This is a genomic window from Firmicutes bacterium HGW-Firmicutes-1, from assembly GCA_002841625.1.
Lineage (GTDB): Bacteria > Bacillota > Clostridia > Lachnospirales > Vallitaleaceae > HGW-1.
On the sequence record PHAG01000006.1, the window covers coordinates 109,640 to 131,782 of the forward strand.

At 34.4% G+C, this 22,143-nt stretch carries 2 protein-coding genes (1 of these 2 running past the window's edge); both read left to right on the forward strand.

Annotated elements, in window-relative coordinates:
- Positions 1-4,654, forward strand: the final stretch of a protein-coding gene (locus tag CVU84_08030; GenBank protein PKM94864.1) for a hypothetical protein. It extends 12,611 nt beyond the left edge of the window; 4,654 of the gene's 17,265 nt are visible here — the last part of the coding sequence; the start codon falls outside the window, past its left edge; its stop codon occupies positions 4,652-4,654.
- The gene (locus CVU84_08035) at positions 4,647-22,073 is read left to right on the forward strand and encodes a hypothetical protein (protein PKM94865.1); all 17,427 of its coding nucleotides are present in this window, start codon (positions 4,647-4,649) and stop codon (positions 22,071-22,073) included. Before CVU84_08030 ends, CVU84_08035 begins: the two co-directional genes overlap by 8 nt.
- The last annotated feature ends 70 nt before the right edge of the window (positions 22,074-22,143 follow it).

The window sequence follows — 22,143 nt, forward strand, 5'->3', positions numbered from 1 at the left end:
GTCAGAAGAAGATCTCGTGATCAAGGGTAATTTTGAACTTCAAAAAGAATGCATACTGATTTTTGATACAAATGAAAAGCTATATAATGAATTATTGAAGAAAGCACCAAATAATCAAGCTAATATTTGGCTTGTTAAGCCAGGTAAGAACTATAGGGAAGTTGGAAATAACATTTTCGAAATCAGTCCAGAAAAGCCAGAAGATTATAAGGCTCTAATTGAAATGTTAGGTAAGAAAAATCAAATTCCGGATTGTATATTGCATTTTTGGTCAAAGGAAAAATTTGAAGGAAATGAAGCTTCCTTAAATAGACAGATGGATTTAAGTGTGTTTTCAACTTTTAATTTAAGCAAAGCGCTTATGGAAGCAAGAATTAGTAAAAAAGTAAAAATGGTGCATATTCACGCGAGTATAAACGATAATATTGAACCACATTATAGAAGTGTTAGTGGTCTAGCAAAGACTGTTGGAATTGAAAACCCTAATTTGAATATTAAAACTGTTGAAGTGCAAAATCCATTTGAAACCTTTGACAGAGCCGTTGCAGAACTTGCTGCTGGACAAGAAGATGGGGAAGTTCGTTATGAAAATGGATTAAGACTAGTTAGAAGATATAAAAAATTGGAGCTAGATATTTTTAATAAGGAAAAAGAAATTCCTGTAATAGATCATGGAGTTTATCTGATTACTGGAGGCGTAGGTGGACTTGGACTAATTTTTGCAGAGTATTTTGCAAAAAGGGCAAAAGTAAAACTAGTATTAACTGGAAGATCGGACTTAAGTAATTCTAAGAAAAATAAAATTAAAGAAATTGAGAAGTTAGGTAGTGAAGTCACCTATGTAAAATGTGATATTTCAAACAAAGACAAGGTTTCAGAATTAGTCAATGAAGTAAAGAAAAAGTATGGGTGTATAAATGGAATCATTCATGCTGCTGGAGTAATTAAGGATTCATTTATTTTGAAGAAAACTCTTAAGGAAATGAAAGAGGTAATTTCACCAAAATTATATGGAACTATATGGATTGATGAGTTAACCAAAGACGAAAATCTTGATTTTTTTGTAGTGTTTTCTTCAATAGCCGCGGTAACCGGTAATATAGGACAAAGTGATTATGCATATGCAAATTCATTTTTAGATAATTATGCTCAACTAAGAGAAGTTAGGAGAGTCAAAAATCAAAGAAGCGGAATTACGATCTCTATCAACTGGCCGTTATGGAAAGATGGTGGAATGAAGATGGATGAAAGCTTGATAAAAATGATGGATGAAGAATATGGATTTTTACCAATTACGAATAATACAGGTATAAATGCTTTTGAAGCTGCGTTAAAATACAGCGTTCCTAATATGATCGTTGTTAAGGGAGAAGAAAGTAGAGTAAGAAGTGTATTTGAACGTATAGAAAAGGACGAGCCCGTTCCTAAGGAATTTGAAGTTATTGAAAGCTCGAGTAACAATACTATAGATTTAACAAGTAAAGTGGAAAAACAACTAAAACTTATTTTGTCTAAGGAAATCAATTTACCAGTAGAAAGAATAAGTGTTCAAGAGCCGTTTGAAAAGTATGGAATTGATTCGATTATGATCGTTAGTCTAAATAGAGTGCTTGAAAATCACTTTGGTAAGATATCTAAAACACTTTTGTTTGAATATAAAAACGTGAAAGAGCTTGCAAAGTATTTTGCTGAAAATCACAGGGATAAATTCATTAAACTTGAGTTTGAGCTTGAGGGTAAAGAAACAAAAGAAGCAATAATTAAGCGAACCAACAGAGAAGTAGAGCAAGTAAGTTTGAATAAATCGAGATTTTTTAATAAAAGTATAAATCCTTCTGAGGATAGTTTTTATAAGGACGGAGATATTGCAATTATAGGCGTAAGTGGACGATATCCAATGGCCAATAATCTTGAGGAGTTTTGGAAAAATCTTAAGGCGGGTAAGGACTGCGTTACTGAAATTCCAGAGGAAAGATGGGATAAAGACATCTATTTTGACCCTGATAAAAATGCAAAGGGTAAGAGCTATAGTAAATGGGGAGGTTTTATTGAGAATGTAGACAAATTTGATCCAATGTTCTTTAATATTTCTCCAAAAGAAGCAGAATTTATGGATCCACAGGAAAGGATTTTTCTAGAGACAGTATGGCATACAATTGAAGATGCTGGATATACAAGAGCAGCTTTAGAAGAAGAAAAAGTGGGTGTATTTGCAGGGGTTATGTATAATCATTATCCAATGTTTGCTGCGGAAGAATCCTTAAAGGGCAATGTGATTGCAGTAAACTCATCTTATGCATCAATAGCGAATAGAGTTTCTTATTATTTGAATTTACGAGGACCTAGCATTGCACTAGATACGATGTGTTCATCTTCTATTACAGCAGTTCATTTGGCCTGTGAAAGTATCAAAAGAGGGGAAAGCGATCTGGCAATTGCAGGAGGAGTAAACGTTACCATTCATCCAAATAAATATATTCTTTTAAGTCAAGGTAAGTTTGCGGCAAGTGATGGTAAGTGTAAGAGCTTTGGAGAGAGTGGAGATGGATATGTTCCAGGGGAAGGAGTAGGTGCCCTACTGTTAAAACCTTTAGAAAAGGCAATTGCTGATGGAGATAAAATATATTCAGTTATTAAAGGAAGTTCTCTCAATCATGGTGGAAAGACGAATGGATACTCTGTTCCGAGTCCTAAGGCGCAAGGGGATTTGATTTTAGATGCATTTAAACGTGCAAAAGTAGATCCTAGAACAATTAGTTATTTAGAAGCTCATGGTACTGGAACATCTTTGGGAGATCCTATTGAGATTGCAGGTTTGGTGAAAGCCTTTCATGAGTTTACAAATGAAAAACAATTTTGCTCAATTGGCTCAGCAAAATCTAATATTGGACATTTAGAATCAGCAGCTGGAATTGCTGGAATATCAAAGGTACTTTTACAGATGAAATATAAACAATTAGTACCATCAATTCATTCAAAGACAATGAATCCTAATATTGACTTTGAGGAATCACCTTTCTACGTACAACACGAGGTAGAAGAATGGAAAAATCCAGTGATTGATGGAAAGAAATATCCAAGACGTGCGGGTATAAGTTCCTTTGGAGCAGGTGGTTCAAACGCGCATATTATTTTAGAAGAATACGAAGCTGCTAAAACGAATTGGATTAGCCAGGAGCCTCAATTAATATTGATTTCTGCAAGGGATGAAGAGAGATTAAATGCATATCTTCAAGATATCATAAAGTACTTAGATGAAAAAACATTACTAGAAAATACTTCACTAAGCGATATCGCCTACACCTTACAGGTTGGTAGAGAAAGCATGGAAGAAAGAATTGGAATAGTTGCAGCAACTATAGAAGATTTGATTTCAAAATTAAGAAAAGGGTATAATGGAGAGTTTGATAATAAAGAGATAATACGTGGCAGTATTAAAAAGAGAAAAGTAAATACCCTTGACCACCTTGAAAATAATCAAGAAAGATACCTAGAATTATTCAAAGCAGGGAAGTTGGTTGAATTAGCAGGGGCATGGGTACTAGGAGAAGAAATTAATTGGAAGGCAATGTATTCTGGTTCTAATGCAAATATTGTTTCTTTACCAGTTTATCCTTTTGCAAGAGAGCGTTACTGGATAGCTGAATCAGAAAAGAGCAGTAGTAAGATAGATCATAAGCTTGATACCTTAAATCTTCATCCGCTTATTGGTAGAAACACATCAACGCTAAAGGAACAAAAATTCTCAACTATATTCAGTGGGGAAGAGTTTTGCTTTACTGACCACATCGTTGAGGGTAAGAAAATGCTACCTGGAGCTGCTTATTTAGAGATGGCAAAAGCTGCGGGGGATTTATCAGATACTAATAAAGTTGTTAAGATTAAAGATATACTTTGGGCAAAGCCAATTATTATTTCCGATTCTTCAAAGGAAATAAACATTAGTCTAATACCAGAGGAAGAATATGTTGAATATGAAATAAGTGAAATGGTTGAGGGTAAAGATAAGGTCATTTACTCAAGTGGTAAGCTTGTTTATGATGCCTTAAATGAGAATAAGCCTATAAATGAGAAGGTTAACATTGGAAGTATTAGAAATAAATTTCATAAATCACTGAAGAAACAAGAGTGTTATGAAGCATTAAACAATTTTGGAATAAATTACGGAGCAAGCTTTAAGGTAATTGAAGAACTTTTTATTGGGGATCAGGAAGCGTTAGGAGTTCTTAAACTTCCTAAAGAGGTTCAAAATACTCGCAAGGAATTCCTTCTTCACCCTTCTATCCTTGATGGCTGTTTTCAAGCTATTATGGGTGTAGGCTATAGCAATAGAGAGGACGATGTTCTTTATTTGCCATTTGCTGTTGAAGAAATACAAATATTTGAGGAATTTGAAGAGGAATGTTTCGTATATATTGAATTAGTTCATGAAGATAAAAGCTCTAGGAAATACAATATAAGTTTATTAGATAATCAAGGTAAAGTGCTTGTAAAGATTATTAATTTTACGGTAAAAGCTATTATAAACACCAATAGGACAAAATCTAAGAATGCGGACACAGATAAGATAATGGAGCTGCTTAACAAATTGTATGCTGGAGAAGTAGAGGTTGCAGCTGTTAAGGACATCATGGAGGTGTTAGCCGATGAGTAAGATTGATATGGATAAGCTTAAAATAATGAATATGATTAAGGATAAAGAAATTACTCCAGAAGAAGGCTTTAAATTGATTAATGGAATAAAGGATAATTCAAAGCTCATTACTTATCAAGAAAAATGGATTGAAAAGGATATTGTTATAAAAGAGATGGACATTTCTCTTAAAGATAATACCATTATTTTTGATACGAATAATGAGTTAATGGAATTAATCAGAGATTATTCTCTTGAAAACAACAGCTCTTCTCAAATAATATTGGTGTTAAAGGGAAGAAGTTACAAGAAAATATCTCCTAATGAATACCAAATAAATCCAAATAATCAAAATGATTATTATAAATTAGTAGCTAGTATGAAAGAGGATGGATTAATACCTAAAAATGTTTTGCATTTTTGGTCGAAAAATGAGCTAAGAAAAGATGAGAAGTATATAAGCGGGTCTTTAAATGAAAGCATTTTCTCATTGTTTTATTTAGTCCAAGAAATGATGAAGCTAAAACTTGAAGGAAAAATTAATTTATTGTATTTATATAAAGGTGATTTTGTTAAAGTACAGCCACAATATGCGGGAATAGGTGGATTTTTAAAAACCTTAAAAATTGAAAATCCGACTTTTGAATGCAAATCTATAGGGGTTAAAGAAATACACAACAAGGAAAAGGTTTTTGAGATAATTATAGAGGAATTTAAAGAAATTGGCGTTGGAGAAACTGAGGTTCATTACGATGAATTCAACAAAAGATATGTTAGAAGTTATAAACCATATGAGAAAGTTGCTAAGAGTGTTCCTACGACAAAACTAAAAACTGACGGTGTATATATAATCACCGGTGGTGCAGGTGAGATTGGTATGATTTTTGCCAAACATCTTATTAGTCAAGTAAAGTGTAAGGTTATACTAACAGGAAGATCAGAACTAAGTGAAGAAAAAAAACAAAGAATAAAAGAAATTGAAAAAGGCGGTTCCGAAATAATCTACCTAAAGGCAGACATTTCAAAAAAAGATGATGTTGAAAGGGCTATTTTAGAAATTAAGAAAAGATATCAAAAAATAAATGGAATTATTCATTCAGCTGGTGTTTTAAGGGATTCCTTCTTAGTAAAAAAGACGAAAGAAGAGTTTGATACAGTGGTTGCTTCAAAGGTATTTGGTACCATTTATATCGATGAATATACTGAAAAAGAAAAACTTGATTTTTTCGTTCTGTTTTCCTCTATTGCAGCGACATTAGGAAATATAGGTCAAGCTGATTATGCATATGCAAATAGTTTTATGGACTACTTTGCTATGAAAAGAGCGGATCATGTTTTAAACAATAAACGCTTTGGCAAAACAATATCAATTAATTGGCCCCTTTGGAAAAGTGGAGGCATGGAAATAGATATTGAAACTGTAAATTGGCTTAAGGAAAATATGGGAATAGCTCCCTTAAGCAATGAAAATGGAATGATTGCTTTTGAAGAAGCATTAGAGGCACCTCTTAATCAATTAGTAGTCTTCCAAGGTGAAAAAGAAAAGCTTAGGAAAATTTTTTCTGTTGAAGAGAAAGAAATGAAGAAGAAAAATGATTTCAATCAAGGTGAAGACAATATTAATTCAGAAGTGTTAAGAGATAAAACAACAGAGTATATAAAAGAGATACTATCAGTTGAGACGAAAAGCCCTATTTCAAAAATGAAAGAAGAAGATGACTTCGAAAAATTTGGTATAGATTCGGTTATGGTAATGAGCCTAAATAGACAACTAGAAAAGGATTTTGGGGAGCTATCGAAGACGCTATTTTATGAAAATAATACTATAGGCGAGCTTTCTGGTTATCTTGTCAATCATTATAAGGATAAGGTGGCAGAAAAATTTCAGCCTACTCAAAACCATAAGGATGATGAAGTACTTGTTGATGAAGAAAAAATTGTTGAAGCAAAAGTCAATGACTTAAAAGCGAATGAACCAAAAGTCAATGAGTCAAAGGAACTTCCGAGACGAAGATTTATCAATTCAACAACAGAAAAGTCAGTGGAAACAATAATAAAAGAAAAAAATAGGTCGAGTGAAGAATTAACCGAAGACGATATTGCGATTATTGGTCTTAGTGGTAGATATCCAATGGCCTCAAACTTAAAGGAGTTTTGGGAAAATCTAACCCAAGGTAAAGATTGTATTACTGAAATACCAAGGGATAGATGGGATTATAATGACTATTTTCACCCTGAAAAAGGAAAAAAAGGTAAAAGTTATAGCAAGTGGGGTGGATTTGTTGACGATATTGATAAATTTGATCCTTTGTTTTTCAATATTTCACCTAGAGAAGCGAAATATATTGATCCCCAAGAGCGCTTGTTTTTACAAACTGCTTGGCATACGCTTGAAGATGGCGGATATACAAGGGCAAGGCTTAGCGAGGAAAATGTAGGAGTTTTTGTTGGAGTAATGTTTGGGCATTATCAACTATATGGCCCTGAAATGAGCTCATCACACGCTTCAGTAGCGAATAGAGTTTCCTATTATTTGAACTTGAATGGACCTAGTATTGGTCTAGATACGATGTGTTCATCTTCATTAACCGCTATTCATCTAGCAGTTGAAAGCATCAGAAGAGGAGAATGTGATGCGGCAATAGCAGGTGGAATTAACTTAAGCATTCATCCTAATAAATATATTTTATTAAGCCATAATAATTTCCCGTCAACAGACGGAAAGTGCAGAAGCTTTGGTGATGGTGGGGATGGATATGTTCCTGGTGAAGGTACTGGAGCTATACTGATTAAGCCGCTTCAGAAAGCTATAGCTCATGGTGATAGAATATATGGTGTTCTTAAAGGGAGTGCTATCAATCATGGTGGAAAGACGAATGGATATTCCGTGCCAAGTCCAAAGGCTCAAGCGGCTTTGATTTCTAGCGTATTAAAAAAGACGGGATTAGATCCAAGAACATTAGGTTATATTGAGGCCCATGGTACAGGAACTGCCTTAGGTGATCCAATTGAGATTACAGGATTAGCGAAAGCCTTTTCAGAATTTACGCAGGATAAAAACTTTTGCTCAATTGGCTCAGTTAAATCAAATATTGGACATCTTGAATCGGCGGCAGGTATTGCAGGAATTACAAAAGTGCTGCTACAAATGAAGTACAAACAGCTTGTTCCATCAATTCATTCTAAGGAGTTAAACTCAAATATTAACTTCAAGGAAACGCCATTTTTTGTTCAACAAACCTTAGAAGACTGGAAAAGTGTGGAGATAAATGGTATTAAGTATCCAAGACGAGCAGCTGTGAGCTCTTTTGGAGCAGGTGGTTCTAATGCGCATATTATTATCGAAGAATATATTGGGACCAAGGAACCAAAAACGAGTACAAATACTGAACCTCAGATATTTGTACTGTCAGCGAAAAATAAGCTTAGGCTAAAACAATACGGAAAAGATATCATAAGCTTTCTTAAAAATTCAGAAGAAACCTTAGAAGATATCGCTTATACTCTTCAAATAGGACGTGAGTCAATGGAAGAGAGAGTAGCCATCCTTGGTAACAACAAGGAAACAATCATTAGCAAATTAGACAGCTTTATTTTAGATGAAAAAGACATTGACGAATTGTTCACAGGAAATATAAAGGATGATAAGGAAGAGGAAACTGTTCATATAGAAAATTTAGAATCAGATTATTCAAACCTTGCTAGGGCATGGGTTAATGGTAGTGCTGTAAACTGGGGTATCATCCAGGATGTCAGATCAAAACATATTATTTCAATGCCAGGATATCCATTTGCGAAGGAATCCTATTGGACTGAAAATTTAAAGGACGACTCTGTGGTTCAATATGAAGATGATAACGCGACGAACAATAAAGTAGGCCTTTTGACCAATGAAGTTATGTATTTTAATAGAGAATGGCAACTCGCGCAAACAAAACAATCCTTCGAAGAAGAGATCATGACTGATAATATACTAATATTTGGTAAGGATCAGAAAAACATCTCTGAAATTGAAAAGGTTCTAAGAGCTGAAAACAATAAATTGGTTTTCGTTACTAGGGGAGAAAGCTTTGAGGAAATCAATTCTTTCGAATATAAATTAAATCCAAGAAATGAAGAGGATTATAGTAAACTCTTTCATAAAATGAATAAGAATAATATAGTACTCAGCTCGATCATAAATCTATGGAACTATGATGATAATTCATATGATGAAGAAAACCCACAAACTGAAGACTCCTTAAATAGGAGTGTTATCCATTTGTTTCATATGGTTAAGGCTATTGCACAGCTAAAGGTGAATTCAGTAAATAAGGTTCTTAATATATTCAAAATAGGCGATGCTCCAACAAATCCTTTTCTTGAAAGCATGGAAGGCTTTCATAAGTCCATCAAGCTTGTTCTACCAAACTTGAAGATGTCATTGATTGGAGTAGATAAAGGAACCCAATTATCTAATTGTATTATCGCTGAAATGAAAGCTTTCACCTCGTTAGAGCAAGAGATTATTTATAAAAACAATGAAAAGTACGTTAGTAAAATTAAGGAAATACAGCTTAACGAAGAGGAAAAAATAGAAATTAAAAATAAGGGCGTCTACCTAATTACTGGTGGAGCAGGTGGATTAGGACTCGTATTTGTTAAACATCTTGCCCAATTGTATGGAGCAAGAATTGTCATAACTGGTCGCTCACCTTTATCCGGAGAAAAAGAAAAGAAAATGAACGAACTACTTTCTCAAGGTCATGAAATACTTTATATGCAAGGTGATGTTGGAAAGTTCGAAGATATGAAAAGAGTAATAGACCAGATAAAAAGCAAATTTGGAACGCTTAATGGTGTTATTCACGGAGCAGGCTTTGCAGACGATAAAACTGTTTTAGAAAAAAACATGAATGCTTTCAATAGTTCTTTGTGGCCTAAAGTTCAAGGAACTATAGTGCTTGATCAAGTCACAAGGGAGGAGCAGTTAGATTTTTTTGTAATGTTTTCCTCTTTATCGGCAGTGTTAGGTGATTTTGGTCAATGTGATTATGCGGTAGGAAATAAGTATTTAGATGCTTATGTAAATATTAGAGAAGATCAAAGGGAAAAAGGGAAAAGAAAAGGTAAAACAATTTCAATTCAATGGCCACTATGGAGAGAAGGGGGAATGCATTTAGGTTCTGAAGGAGAAGCGTTGTACCTTCAAACCTCGGGTATGTCATACCTTGAAACAAGAGCTGGGATAGAAGCTTTCCATAAAATTTTAAAAAGTGGAAAGTCCACTGTAATGGTAATATCTGGTCATAAAGGAAAGATTGAAAGGTTTTTAGGAATTTCAAACCGTTCATATCATGTTGCTATCAGAAAAGATATGGTGGCGAAAAGCATTATTAAAACAGCTGCTCAAGGAAATGAACTGGTAGCAATCGATAAGAAAATAGAAAGGGAACTACAAGGGGTAGCTTCAAAATTACTATGTATAGATCCTGATCTTATGGATGTGAAAGATAATTTGGGCGATTTTGGATTTGATTCAATTAGCCTTAAAGAATATAGTGACAAGATCTCTTCAATGTACGGTATAGAACTACAACCAACAGTGTTTTTTGCTCATAGTAATATAAAAAGTTTAGCAGCTTATCTTATAGAAGAGTTTAGTGAAGAACTTAAGGGCAATGAAACAGCCCAGTTAGTTGAAAACTATGACGTTGAAGATGAAAAAGAGTATGAAATAGATAATACTAGCATAAGTGCAGGTTCCAAAATAAATAAAGGTTCAAGAGGAATAGATTATTTAGCACCCAGCTACAATGAACCTATTGCTGTTATTGGAATAAGTGGTATGTATCCTGGTTCAAAGGATATGGATGAACTATGGAATAACCTTGAAGCAGAAAAAAACATGATTACGGAAATCCCTAAGGATAGATGGGATTATCAGGACTATTATGGAGAAGCGGCAGACCCTAACAAAAGGATAAATACAAAGTGGGGTGGATTTATTGAGGATGCTAACAAATTTGATCCTAAATTCTTCAATATTTCTCCAAGGGAAGCAGAGCTTATGGATCCACAACATAGATTGTTTCTACAAACAGTGTGGAAAACAATAGAAGATGCAGGCTATAAACCTTCTTCACTAGGTGGAAGAAATGTTGGTGTATTTACAGGGGTACAATTCACTGATTATATGGATATGTTAGCAGGAACTGACAAAATACACCCGCAAGCAGGCACAGGAAATTCCCATGCAGTGCTTTGTAATCGAGTATCCTATTTTCTCAATTTCAAAGGACCTAGTGAAGCGATTGATACAGCGTGCTCAAGTAGTCTTGTAGCTATTCATAGAGCAGTAAAATCAATTCAAAATGGAGAAAGTGAGCTTGCAATTGCAGGTGGTGTAACTGTAATGGCATCACCAGAAACATTTCTAGGTACAGCAAGACTCGGCGTTTTATCCTCTGATGGCAAATGCAAAACCTTCGATAAAAGTGCAAATGGTTATGTAAGAGGTGAAGGCGTTGGGGCCGTACTCTTAAAACCTATGAGTAAAGCGATTGAAGACAAGGATCATATTTATGCGATTATTAAAGGAAGTGTTGAGGGTCATGGAGGTAGAGCAAATTCATTAACTGCTCCAAATTCAGAAGCTCAAGCTGAAATGCTTGTAAAAGCATATGAAGCTGCGGGAATAGACCCTAGTTCTATTTCTTATATTGAAGCACATGGAACAGGGACAGAACTCGGAGATCCAGTTGAAATCCAAGGTCTGAAAAAGGCATTTAGCGATTTAGAGAAAAAATCAGGAAAAGCGAGTGGTAGAACAAATTATTGTGGGATTTCCTCAATAAAGACGAACATTGGACATCTTGAGCCCGCTTCTGGAATTGCAGGAATAACGAAAGTAATTTTATCTATGAAAAATAAAAAACTTCCGGGTACATTGCATTTTAAGGATATGAATCCTTATATAGATCTGAATAATTCTCCTTTCTATATCGTTGAAAAAACAAAAGAATGGGAAAAATTATTAGATGAAAACGGGGAGTCCATTCATAGAATAGCTGGTGTTAGCTCCTTTGGCTTTGGTGGGGCAAATGCTCATGTTATATTAGAAGAATATGTTTCTCCTAATATAGAAGGGTATGAGTATGCTGAACCTCAAATGATTGTTCTGTCTGCCAAAAATGAGATAAGACTAAAAGCGTATGCAAGTGAAATGGTGAGATTTTTTGAAATCCAAATTGAACAAGGTTTACCAGAAGTAAAATCTAATTTGTGGTTAAAGGAAATAGCGTATACCCTTGAAGCAGGAAGAGAAGCTATGAGTGAACGTTTAGCCGTTGTTGTAGCATCAATTGATGAATTAATTGTTAAGCTCAAGGGCTATTTGGAGGGAAAAAGTGATATAGAAAACCTATATTTGGGAACAGCTTCAGATAGTCGTCAGAAATCTGTACAGCTTGTAGCGGGTTCAGAGGGAAAACAATTTGTTTCGGCTTTGATGACAAACAGAAAGCTTGAAAAAATAGCGCAGCTTTGGGTATGTGGTGGAGATGTTGACCTTTCTCTATTATATGAGGATGAAAAAATTAGAAGACATTCTCTTCCAACCTATCCTTTTGCAAGGGATATTTATTGGATACCTGAAAATCATAATAGTGAAGGAGCTAGACCTACTAACTTAAGTATTGCAAATAAACTACATCCTATGATAGCTGCAAATACGTCTACTTTATCGAAGCAAAATTTCACAACCATTTTATATGGGAATGAATTTTTCATAGAAGACCATATTGTAGGAGGGAATAAAGTTTTACCAGGAGTAGCCTATATTGAAATGGCTCGTGGAGCAGGAGAATTATCAGGTTTAGTAAATATGAACAAAGTAAAAGATATTATTTGGACAAGACCAATTACTGTAAATGATTCTCCCTGTGAAGTAAATATAAGCCTATTTCCAGAGGAAGATTTTGTTACATATGAAATTTCTACCTTGGATACGGAACAAAATAGAATAGTACATGGACAAGGAAAGCTGGTAGTAGAAAACAGCGGTATATATAATGCAATAAATAGCAATACGATAAATAGCAACGCGATAAATGGCAATGCGATAAATAGCAATGCAATAAATAGCAATGTAATAAATAACAATGCAATAAATAACAATGCAAAAAACAATGCCATAAACAATTCAGCGGATAAGAAGGTTAGTATCAACGAAATAAAAGAAAGATGCAGTAAATCCCTTAGCAAAGAGGAATGTTATACTATATTTTCAAATAGTGGACTTGAGTATGGGAAGACCTTTAGACCTATATCAAATATGTTAATTGGCGAAGGAGAAGTATTAGCTGACTTAGATTTGCCAGATAATCTAACAGATCATATGTATGATTGCGTACTACATCCTTCTCTTATGGATGGAGCCTTGCAAGCTGTTATGGGACTGAACTACGATGCTGAAAGTAATGAAACCTATCTCCCATTTTCTATTAAAGAAGTAGAAATGCTTGGTCTTCTAAAGCAAAGATGTCTTGCTTATGTTACTAAAGAGGTAGCTTCATCAAAAATTTTAAAATATAATATTTTAATTCTTGATGAAGAAGGAAACGTTTTAGTGAAAATTAAGGAATTTTCTTTAAGAGCTATTGTTGGGGAGGCAAGCTCCAAAAAAGAAATCGCTAGTTCAAACCTACTGTACTTTAACAGCAAATGGCAAGAAAAAATGATTCCAACAATAAAAGAGATAGATAGATCAAAAAAAGTACTCCTATTACATAACGAAGAAAATGGTATTAAAGAAATTGCAGATTATTTTGTAGGAAATTATGAAAATACAATCCTAGTAAGTAAGGGTGAAAAATTTAAGCAATTTAGTGAGCTTCGATATGAAATTGATCATTCAAAATTAGAAGATTATAATGCTCTTTTTGAAGCTTTGAAAACCAATAATCAAATGCCTACAAATATTATTCACCTATTAGCTACAAACAATGAGGAAATAAAAGATGGAAGCTTGAACACAAGTATATATTCAGTGTTTAACTTGAGTCGTTCCTTAACATTACAAAAGCCAACTGAAAAAATGAATATCTTATATGCTTATAATAATGAGAATGGACAATTATTACCATACCTTACAGCAGTCAGTGGATTTTCAAAAACCTTGTGTTTAGAAAACTCTAAAGTTGCATTTAAATCCGTTGGCCTTGATAGCAAAGCAGATATTTCTAGTATTTTAACAGCAGAGCTACATTCTGATGCATCAGAAGTTATTTATAAAGAGAAGGTAAGAAGAATTAAGCTCATCGAGGAAATTGAAGACAATAATCTAGGTACTAAGGACAATAATATATCCATTCAAGACGAGGGTGTATATATTATTACAGGAGGAGCCGGAGGATTAGGTATCCTATTTGCTGAATATTTTGCGAAAAATTACAAGGCTAAATTAATCATATCTGGAAGATCAGAGCTTGATGCCAACAAAGAAGAAAAACTAGCTGGTCTAAGAACCTATGGTGGAGAAGTTACTTATATTAAATCAGATATTTCAAAGAGAAAAGATGTTGAAAAGCTCATTAATCAAGCTAAGAAAAAATATAACCATATAAATGGAATCATTCATTGTGCGGGTGTAATAAAAGATGCTTTATTAATGAATAAATCTGAAACTGAAATGGAAGAGGTATTTGGTCCAAAAGTATATGGAACAGCTTATTTGGATCAAGCAACAATAGATGAAAACTTGGACTTTTTCGCACTGTTTTCCTCGATTTCGGCAGTATTAGGAAATCCAGGACAGGCGGATTATGCCTATGCAAATAGTTTTATGGATAACTATGCCATTTATAGAAGTCAACTGGAGAAAGAGGAAAAACGACATGGAAAATCTGTTTCCATTAACTGGCCATTGTGGCGTGAAGGTGGCATGAAGGTTGACAGTCAAGTGGAAAGGATGCTTGAGAGTAGAATGGGTATGAAGCTACTCGACACAGACAAAGGCGTAGAAGCATTTACAATTAGTTTGAATACTAAGGTAGATCAGCTGATTGTAGTTCAAGGAAATAGAACGGAAGTCACAAATGCATTGTTAAATAGCAAAGAAAAAACTATAAATGAAAATTCAAATGAACATCCAAATGAACATTCAGATGAACATTCGAGTGAACATTCGAATAAACATTCAAATGAAGTATTTCAAGAGGTAACTGTCAACGAGGAGGAGCTGCTTAAAAAGATACAGAAGGAACTCAAGGAAACAGTATCAAAAATATTAAAAATTCAAGAAAACGAAATTGATTTAGATGCTGATTTAAGTGAATTTGGTTTTGATTCAATATCCTTTACAGAGTTTAGTAATGAGCTCAATGATAAATATAAACTACAATTAATGCCATCAATATTTTACGAGCATTCCACTTTGTTGTCCTTTGGAAGGTATCTTTTAGAAGATTGCAAAGACGTCTTTATCAAATACTACGGTGATGGGCTTAAAGCAATTAAAAAAGATAACCAAAAGGAAGAAATCATTGTTGAAGAAAAGAGAGTTAGAGCAAGATACAACCTGTCAAAACCATTATTAATCAATGAATTTATTAGAAAAGAAAGTGAACCAGTTGCTATCATTGGCATTAGTGGAATTATGCCACAGTCAGATAATTTAGTGGATTTTTGGAATAATCTAGAGGCTGGCAAAGACTTAATAAAGGAAATCCCTAGTGATCGTTGGGACTATAATGAATTTTTTGGTAACCCTATGACTGAACCTAATAAAACCAATGTGAAGTGGGGAGGGTTTATGAATGAGGTAGACAAGTTCGACCCATTGTTCTTTGGAATTTCTCCAAGGGAAGCGGAGCTTATGGACCCTCAACAAAGAATATTTCTACAAACAGTTTGGAAAACCATAGAAGATGCTGGCTATAAGTCTAAAGATATCTCAGATACGAATACGGGTGTTTTTGTCGGTGTGGGTACTTCAGATTACAACGAATTACTTAAAGACCATGAGGTTGAGATACAGGCTCAAACCTCAACTGGAATATCGCACTCAGTTCTGGCAAATAGAATCTCATTTATTTTAAACTTACATGGGCCAAGTGAGCCAGTTGATACGGCTTGTTCAAGCTCACTTGTAGCAATTCATAGAGCGGTAGAAGCAATTCAATTAGGAAATTGTGATATGGCAATAGCAGGTGGTGTAAATGTGATTGCAAGTCCAACCCTATACATATCCTTTAGCAAGGCGGGGATGCTTTGTGAAGACGGAAGATGTAAAACGTTTGATAAAAATGCCAACGGGTATGTTAGAGGTGAAGGAACGGGAGCTATACTTCTAAAGCCGTTATCTAAGGCAATTGAAGACTGTGATCATATTTATGCGGTAATTAAGGGAAGTGCAGTAAATCATGGAGGCCATGTAAACTCTTTAACAACTCCAAATCCAAATGCCCAAGCAGATTTAATTAGTAAGGCGTGGAAAATAGCAGGAGTTAATCCTTCAACGATCGGGTATATTGAGGCACATGGTACTGGAACTAGCTTAGGAGATCCTATTGAAATCAATGGATTAAAAAAGGCGTTTGATCAACTTTATAAAGAATGGGGAATTACTTCCCAAAGTCAACAATGTGGAGTTGGGTCTGTTAAAACGAATATTGGACATCTAGAAACAGCTTCTGGTATTGCAGGACTTTTAAAAGTAATTCTTTCTATGAAAAATAAAAAAATACCAGCAAGTATTCATTTAACTGAACTTAATCCGTATATAAAATTAGAAGAAAGCCCGTTCTATATCGTAAAGAACACGAAAGATTGGGAACAAATTGGTAATGAGCCAAGAAGAGCAGGAGTGAGCTCCTTTGGCTTCGGTGGAACCAATGCCCATATTGCCCTTGAAGAATATATTCAAGCTGAGGTAAAGGAAGTTGAGGAATTTGAACCACAGATTATAGTTTTATCTGCAAAAAACAGAAAAAGACTAGATAACTATGTTACGGAACTCCTTAAATTTATTGAGAACGCAAGCCAAAAGAGCAATGATGGTGCGTTGAATTTGCTTCAAAATGTTGAAAATGACTTAAAGAAATTAGCCGCTGAAATAATTATGGTGCCTGCTAATGAAATCAATGAGAATGAAGCAATGGATGAATACGGATTTGATCCAGTAAATATAACTAGATTTTATGATATGGTTTGTGAGAAATTTAAAATTGATTTAAAAGCAAAAATAAATTCAGGGTATACTTCTTTACATAATATTGGAAATGAATTAGTTACAGAGCACTTTGAACCATTGAAAAATTATTATCCGATAGACTTAAATACATATATTAAGACTACTCCAAAAGTTTCCTTAGCAGAAATGTCCTACACCTTACAAATAGGAAGAGATGCTATGGCTGATCGTATGGCAATCGTAGTGAGTAGCATTGAGGAGTTAAGAGAAAGGTTATGTGAATACCTAGATGGGAAGAAGGACATCAAGGATTTATTTATCAGTGCAGCAATTGATAACAAACAAAAAACCCTGCAATTAATTGACGAAGAAGAGGGTCAAGAATTTATTGATATATTAATTCAAAAGGGTAAAACAAATAAAATTGCCCAGTTATGGGTTGGTGGTGTGGAAGTTGACTGGACTAAGGTGCAAAAAAGAGGAGACACTAGAAGACTATCCCTACCTACATATCCCTTTGCAAGAGATCGTTATTGGATACCCGAACAAGATGAAAGAAAATTGCTAAAAGCACAAAAAGAAAAAAATAAGCTTCATCCAATGATAGATAAAAACATCTCTACCTTTAAAGAACAAAGGTTTTTAACGGAGCTTACTGGCAAGGAGTTTTATTTTGAAGATCATGTTATTGGTGGTAACAAAATACTTCCAGGAGTTGTATACCTTGAGCTTGCAAGAGCAGCAGGGGAACTATCCTCTGATGAAAAAGTAGCAAAAATAAAAGATGTTGTATGGACAAGACCAATAACTGAAGACGAAACAGGTACAAAGGTTAGTATTTGTCTTTTTCCAAAAAATAATTTTGTTGACTTTGAAATTTCTACTGTAGATGAAGCGGGAAATGGTAAGGTTCATGGGCAAGGTAAACTTGTATTTGAAGACAACAAAAGCGATACAGTGAAAAATGCAATCGTGGATATTGAAGCAATTAAAAAAAGCTGCAATAAAAATAGTAGTGGCGAAGAGTGCTATAGAAGATTTATTGACGCAGGTTTTAGCTATGGAAATAGCTTTCAAACAATAACGAAGCTTTATTCAAACGATCAAGAAGCACTTGGTCTATTAACATTGCCAGAACAATTAAAAAATAATTTTAATAAATTTATTCTTCACCCATCTATTATGGATGGAGCATTGCAAACAGTTGCGGGTATTGGTGAAGACGATAAAACAACTTATCTGCCCTTTGCCCTTGGCGAGGTTGAAATTATTGGAGACCTTGTGGAAGAATGTTATGTTTATACAACTCTTTCCAAAAGTGAAGCAAAGGTAAAAAAATTCAAGGTTGAAATTCTTGATAATAAAGGAAATGTTCTTGTTAGGATTAAGGATTTTTCTTTAAGAGCTCTTGTAAAAGAACAAAAAGAAAAGGCTATAAAGGAAGAGTCTGAAACAATTCACTATCGTGTTACGTGGGAAGAAAGCGCCCTCGACAATCATAAGACAGTAGATTTAGTAGCTAAAAGATTCCTGGTTTTTGATTGGGGAACAAAGCAGTTTAACAGCTTAAAGAAAAAATTAAGCTCTAAAAATAATGGTTTCATCATAGTTAAGGCAGGAGCTTCTTTCAAAAAGCTTAGTGAGGAGCAATACGAAATTAACTTTAGTAACAGTGATAACTATATGGAATTAATAAAAGATCTCTCTAAGAATAGCAATATGCCTACACATATTCTTCACCTGTTAAACACTGGGGATAATGAAAAACATACTGATTATAACAAACAATTAACCTATGAATTAGAAACAAGTGTGTACTCTATGTTTAACTTATGCCGTAGTCTTATTGAAGAAAAGCCTAAAGATAAAGTGAAAATCATTTATGCATTTCATAATGACTCTAAGAAAGCGAACCCTCATTATCAGGGAATTAGTGGATTCTTAAAAACTGTAGCACTTGAAAACTCAAAAATTGGATTTAAGACTATAGAATTGGAAACAAAAAATTGCGAAGAAATCACCAATATATTCATTTCTGAAGCTGAGGTGAATGATTTAGAAGTCAAATATAGAGATGGGAAAAGATGGAGAAAATCCATTAAGGAATTAAAGGATATTGATGAACTAACAGTAGGAAATCATAAAACATTGGAAAGTTCAACCAGCCTTAAGGATAACGGTGTGTACATAATTACTGGAGGAACTGGAGGATTAGGATTAATATTTGCTAAACACATAGCTGAAAATTATAGTGGAACTATAGTTTTATCAGGTCGTAGCGATATGGATGCTAAGAAGAGTGAAGAGCTTGAACGATTGAATGAGTATTCTTCAAAAGTAGTATATATGAAAGCAAATATTTTAATAAAAGAAGAAGTTGAAAACTTAATTGCTGAAACAAAAAGTAGATTTGGAAGTATCGATGGTATTATCCATTGTGCAGGTGTAGTTAAGGATTCCTATATAATAAATAAAACGCAAGATGAGATGAGCGAAGTTTTTGGTCCGAAAATATTTGGTACGAATTGGCTTGATGAGGCAACAAAGGAAGAAAAACTTGACTTTTTTGTAATGTTTTCCTCTATTGCAGGGGTATTTGGAAATGCAGGACAGGCAGATTATGCCTATGCAAACAGCTATATGGACAATTTTGCAGGTATGAGGAATAAGCTTGTTGGAGAAGGTTTGCGTCAGGGAAAATCCTTATCGATTAACTGGCCACTTTGGAGAGCAGGGGGCATGAAAGTAGACAGTCATACTGAAAAAATGTTGGAAGCTACAATTGGTATGAAGCTTTTAGATACGAAGATAGGTATTGACGGATTTACATTAGGATTACACCTAGATCAGCCTCAATTAATTGTCGTTAATGGCTACAGAAATAAAATAAACAGTATTGTTCATAATACTGGTGAAAAAGAACACTCGAAAGTAGAAAATATTATCGAGATTGATACAGAGGATTTGGTTAATAAGGTTCAAGAAGATTTGATGGAAGTGGTTTCCAAAATACTTAAGCTTCAAAAAGAGGATTTAGATTTAGAAGGAGATTTAAGTGAATTTGGGTTTGATTCCATTACCTTTACAGATTTTAGTAACCAGCTTAATGAAAAGTATAAGTTAAATATTATGCCATCAATATTTTATGAACATTCAACTCTATCTTCTTTCATGGAATTTGCCTTAGAAGAATATAGGGAATTAATCTTAAGCTATTATGATAAAGATATGAAGTCAACAAAAAAACTGTTAAATGATGATAATTTCAATAGTGAGAAACCTATGGTAGCAACATCAAATAGATTCATCAATACGATTGAAAGCCCGAAAATCGAACCCGTTGCAGTAATAGGTATGAGTGGAATAATGCCACAATCAGAAAACCTAGAAGTCTTTTGGGACAATCTTGAGGCAGGAAAGGATTTGATTACAGAAATACCTCCTGATCGTTGGGATTGGAAAGAAATCTATGGAAATCCAATGAGAGAAGCGAATAAAACCAATATTATTTGGGGTGGCTTTATGAAGGAAGTTGATAAGTTTGACCCGCTGTTTTTTGGTATTTCTCCAAGGGAAGCAGAACTTATGGATCCGCAACAGAGGATTTTCCTTGAGACAGTGTGGAGGACGATTGAAGATGCAGGTTACAAATCAACAGATATTTCTGGAACAAAAACAGGAGTATTTGTTGGAGTAGGAACCTCGGATTATAACGATGTAATAAAAGACTCGGGTATTGAAATACAGGCGCAAACTGCTACAGGAATGGCTCATTGTGTTCTTGCAAACAGAGTATCCTATTTGCTTAACCTTCATGGACCAAGTGAACCGATAGATACTGCTTGTTCAAGCTCGCTAGTTGCAATTCATAGAGCTGTTGAAGCTATACAATATGGCAATTGCACTATGGCAATTGCAGGAGGAATTAATGTTATTACAAGTCCAACTCTATATATCTCTTTCAGCAAAGCTGGAATGTTATGCGAAGATGGAAGATGTAAGACCTTTGACAAAAATGCGAATGGCTATGTTAGAGGGGAAGGTTCTGGAGCAGTGCTATTAAAACCACTGAGCAAAGCAATTGGAGATGGAGATTATATATACGGTGTGATAAAAGGAAGTGCAGTAAATCATGGAGGACATGCGAATTCTTTGACAACCCCAAATCCCAATGCACAAGCAGAACTCATTGTTACAGCTTGGGAGAAAGCGGAAATAGACCCTTCTACGGTAGGATATATTGAAGCTCATGGAACTGGTACAAGCCTTGGAGATCCAATAGAGATAAATGGTTTAAAGAAGGCCTTTAGTGAGCTGAATTCAAAGTGGGGAAATAGTATTGAAGAGCCTCATTGTGCCATTGGATCAGTTAAGACAAATATTGGACATCTTGAAACTGCAGCAGGAATATCTGGCTTACTAAAAGTATTACTAGCATTTAAACATAAAATAATTCCAGCAAATATTAACCTTAAGAAAATAAATCCATATATCCAATTAGAAGGAAGCCCATTCTATATTATAAATCAATCGATACAGTGGGAGAAAATAGGTAATGAACCAAGGCGTGCTGGTGTAAGCTCCTTTGGTTTTGGTGGAACGAATGCCCATATAGTTCTTGAGGAGTATGAAAATAATAAACAGATCGAAACAATTTATAATGAACCTTCAATCACCGTTTTGTCAGCCAAAAACAATGAAAGTTTGACAACTTATGCACATGATATGGTGGAATTTCTGGAAAGGAAGATTGTGAAAAAGGAAGCCTTAAACATGAAGGATATGTCATTTACCTCAATCTATGGAAGAGACGCCATGGAAGAAAGAGTAGCAATCCTTGCATCAAGTGTTGAAGAACTTAAAGACAAACTTGAGGGATTTTTAAGCAAGGACATAAATGTTGTTGGGTTATTTATGGGAAGTACAAAGGCAAATAAAAAACAGCGACTCGTAACAAAAGAAAAAGAAGAGGTTAATCATCTTACCCTAAATAAAAACCTTGATGAAATTGCAAAACTATGGGTTATTGGTACTGAAATTGACTGGAGCAGCATTTGCAATACCGAGACTTCATCAAAAATTTCCTTGCCTACATATCCGTTCAGTAGGGAAAGGTATTGGGTCACTAAAACTGATTCAAATGAAAATCTTCAAATTGAAGAGCAACCAAACAATGATTCAGAGCTTGAAATACTAATGGCACTTGAAGCGGGAGAAATTGATTTTGAAGATGCAGTAATGCTAATGGAGGAAGGACTATATGAATAATAATAATTTAGATAAAAGACAGATATTAAAGATGGTTAGTAATCGCGAGATAACATCACAAGAAGCACTA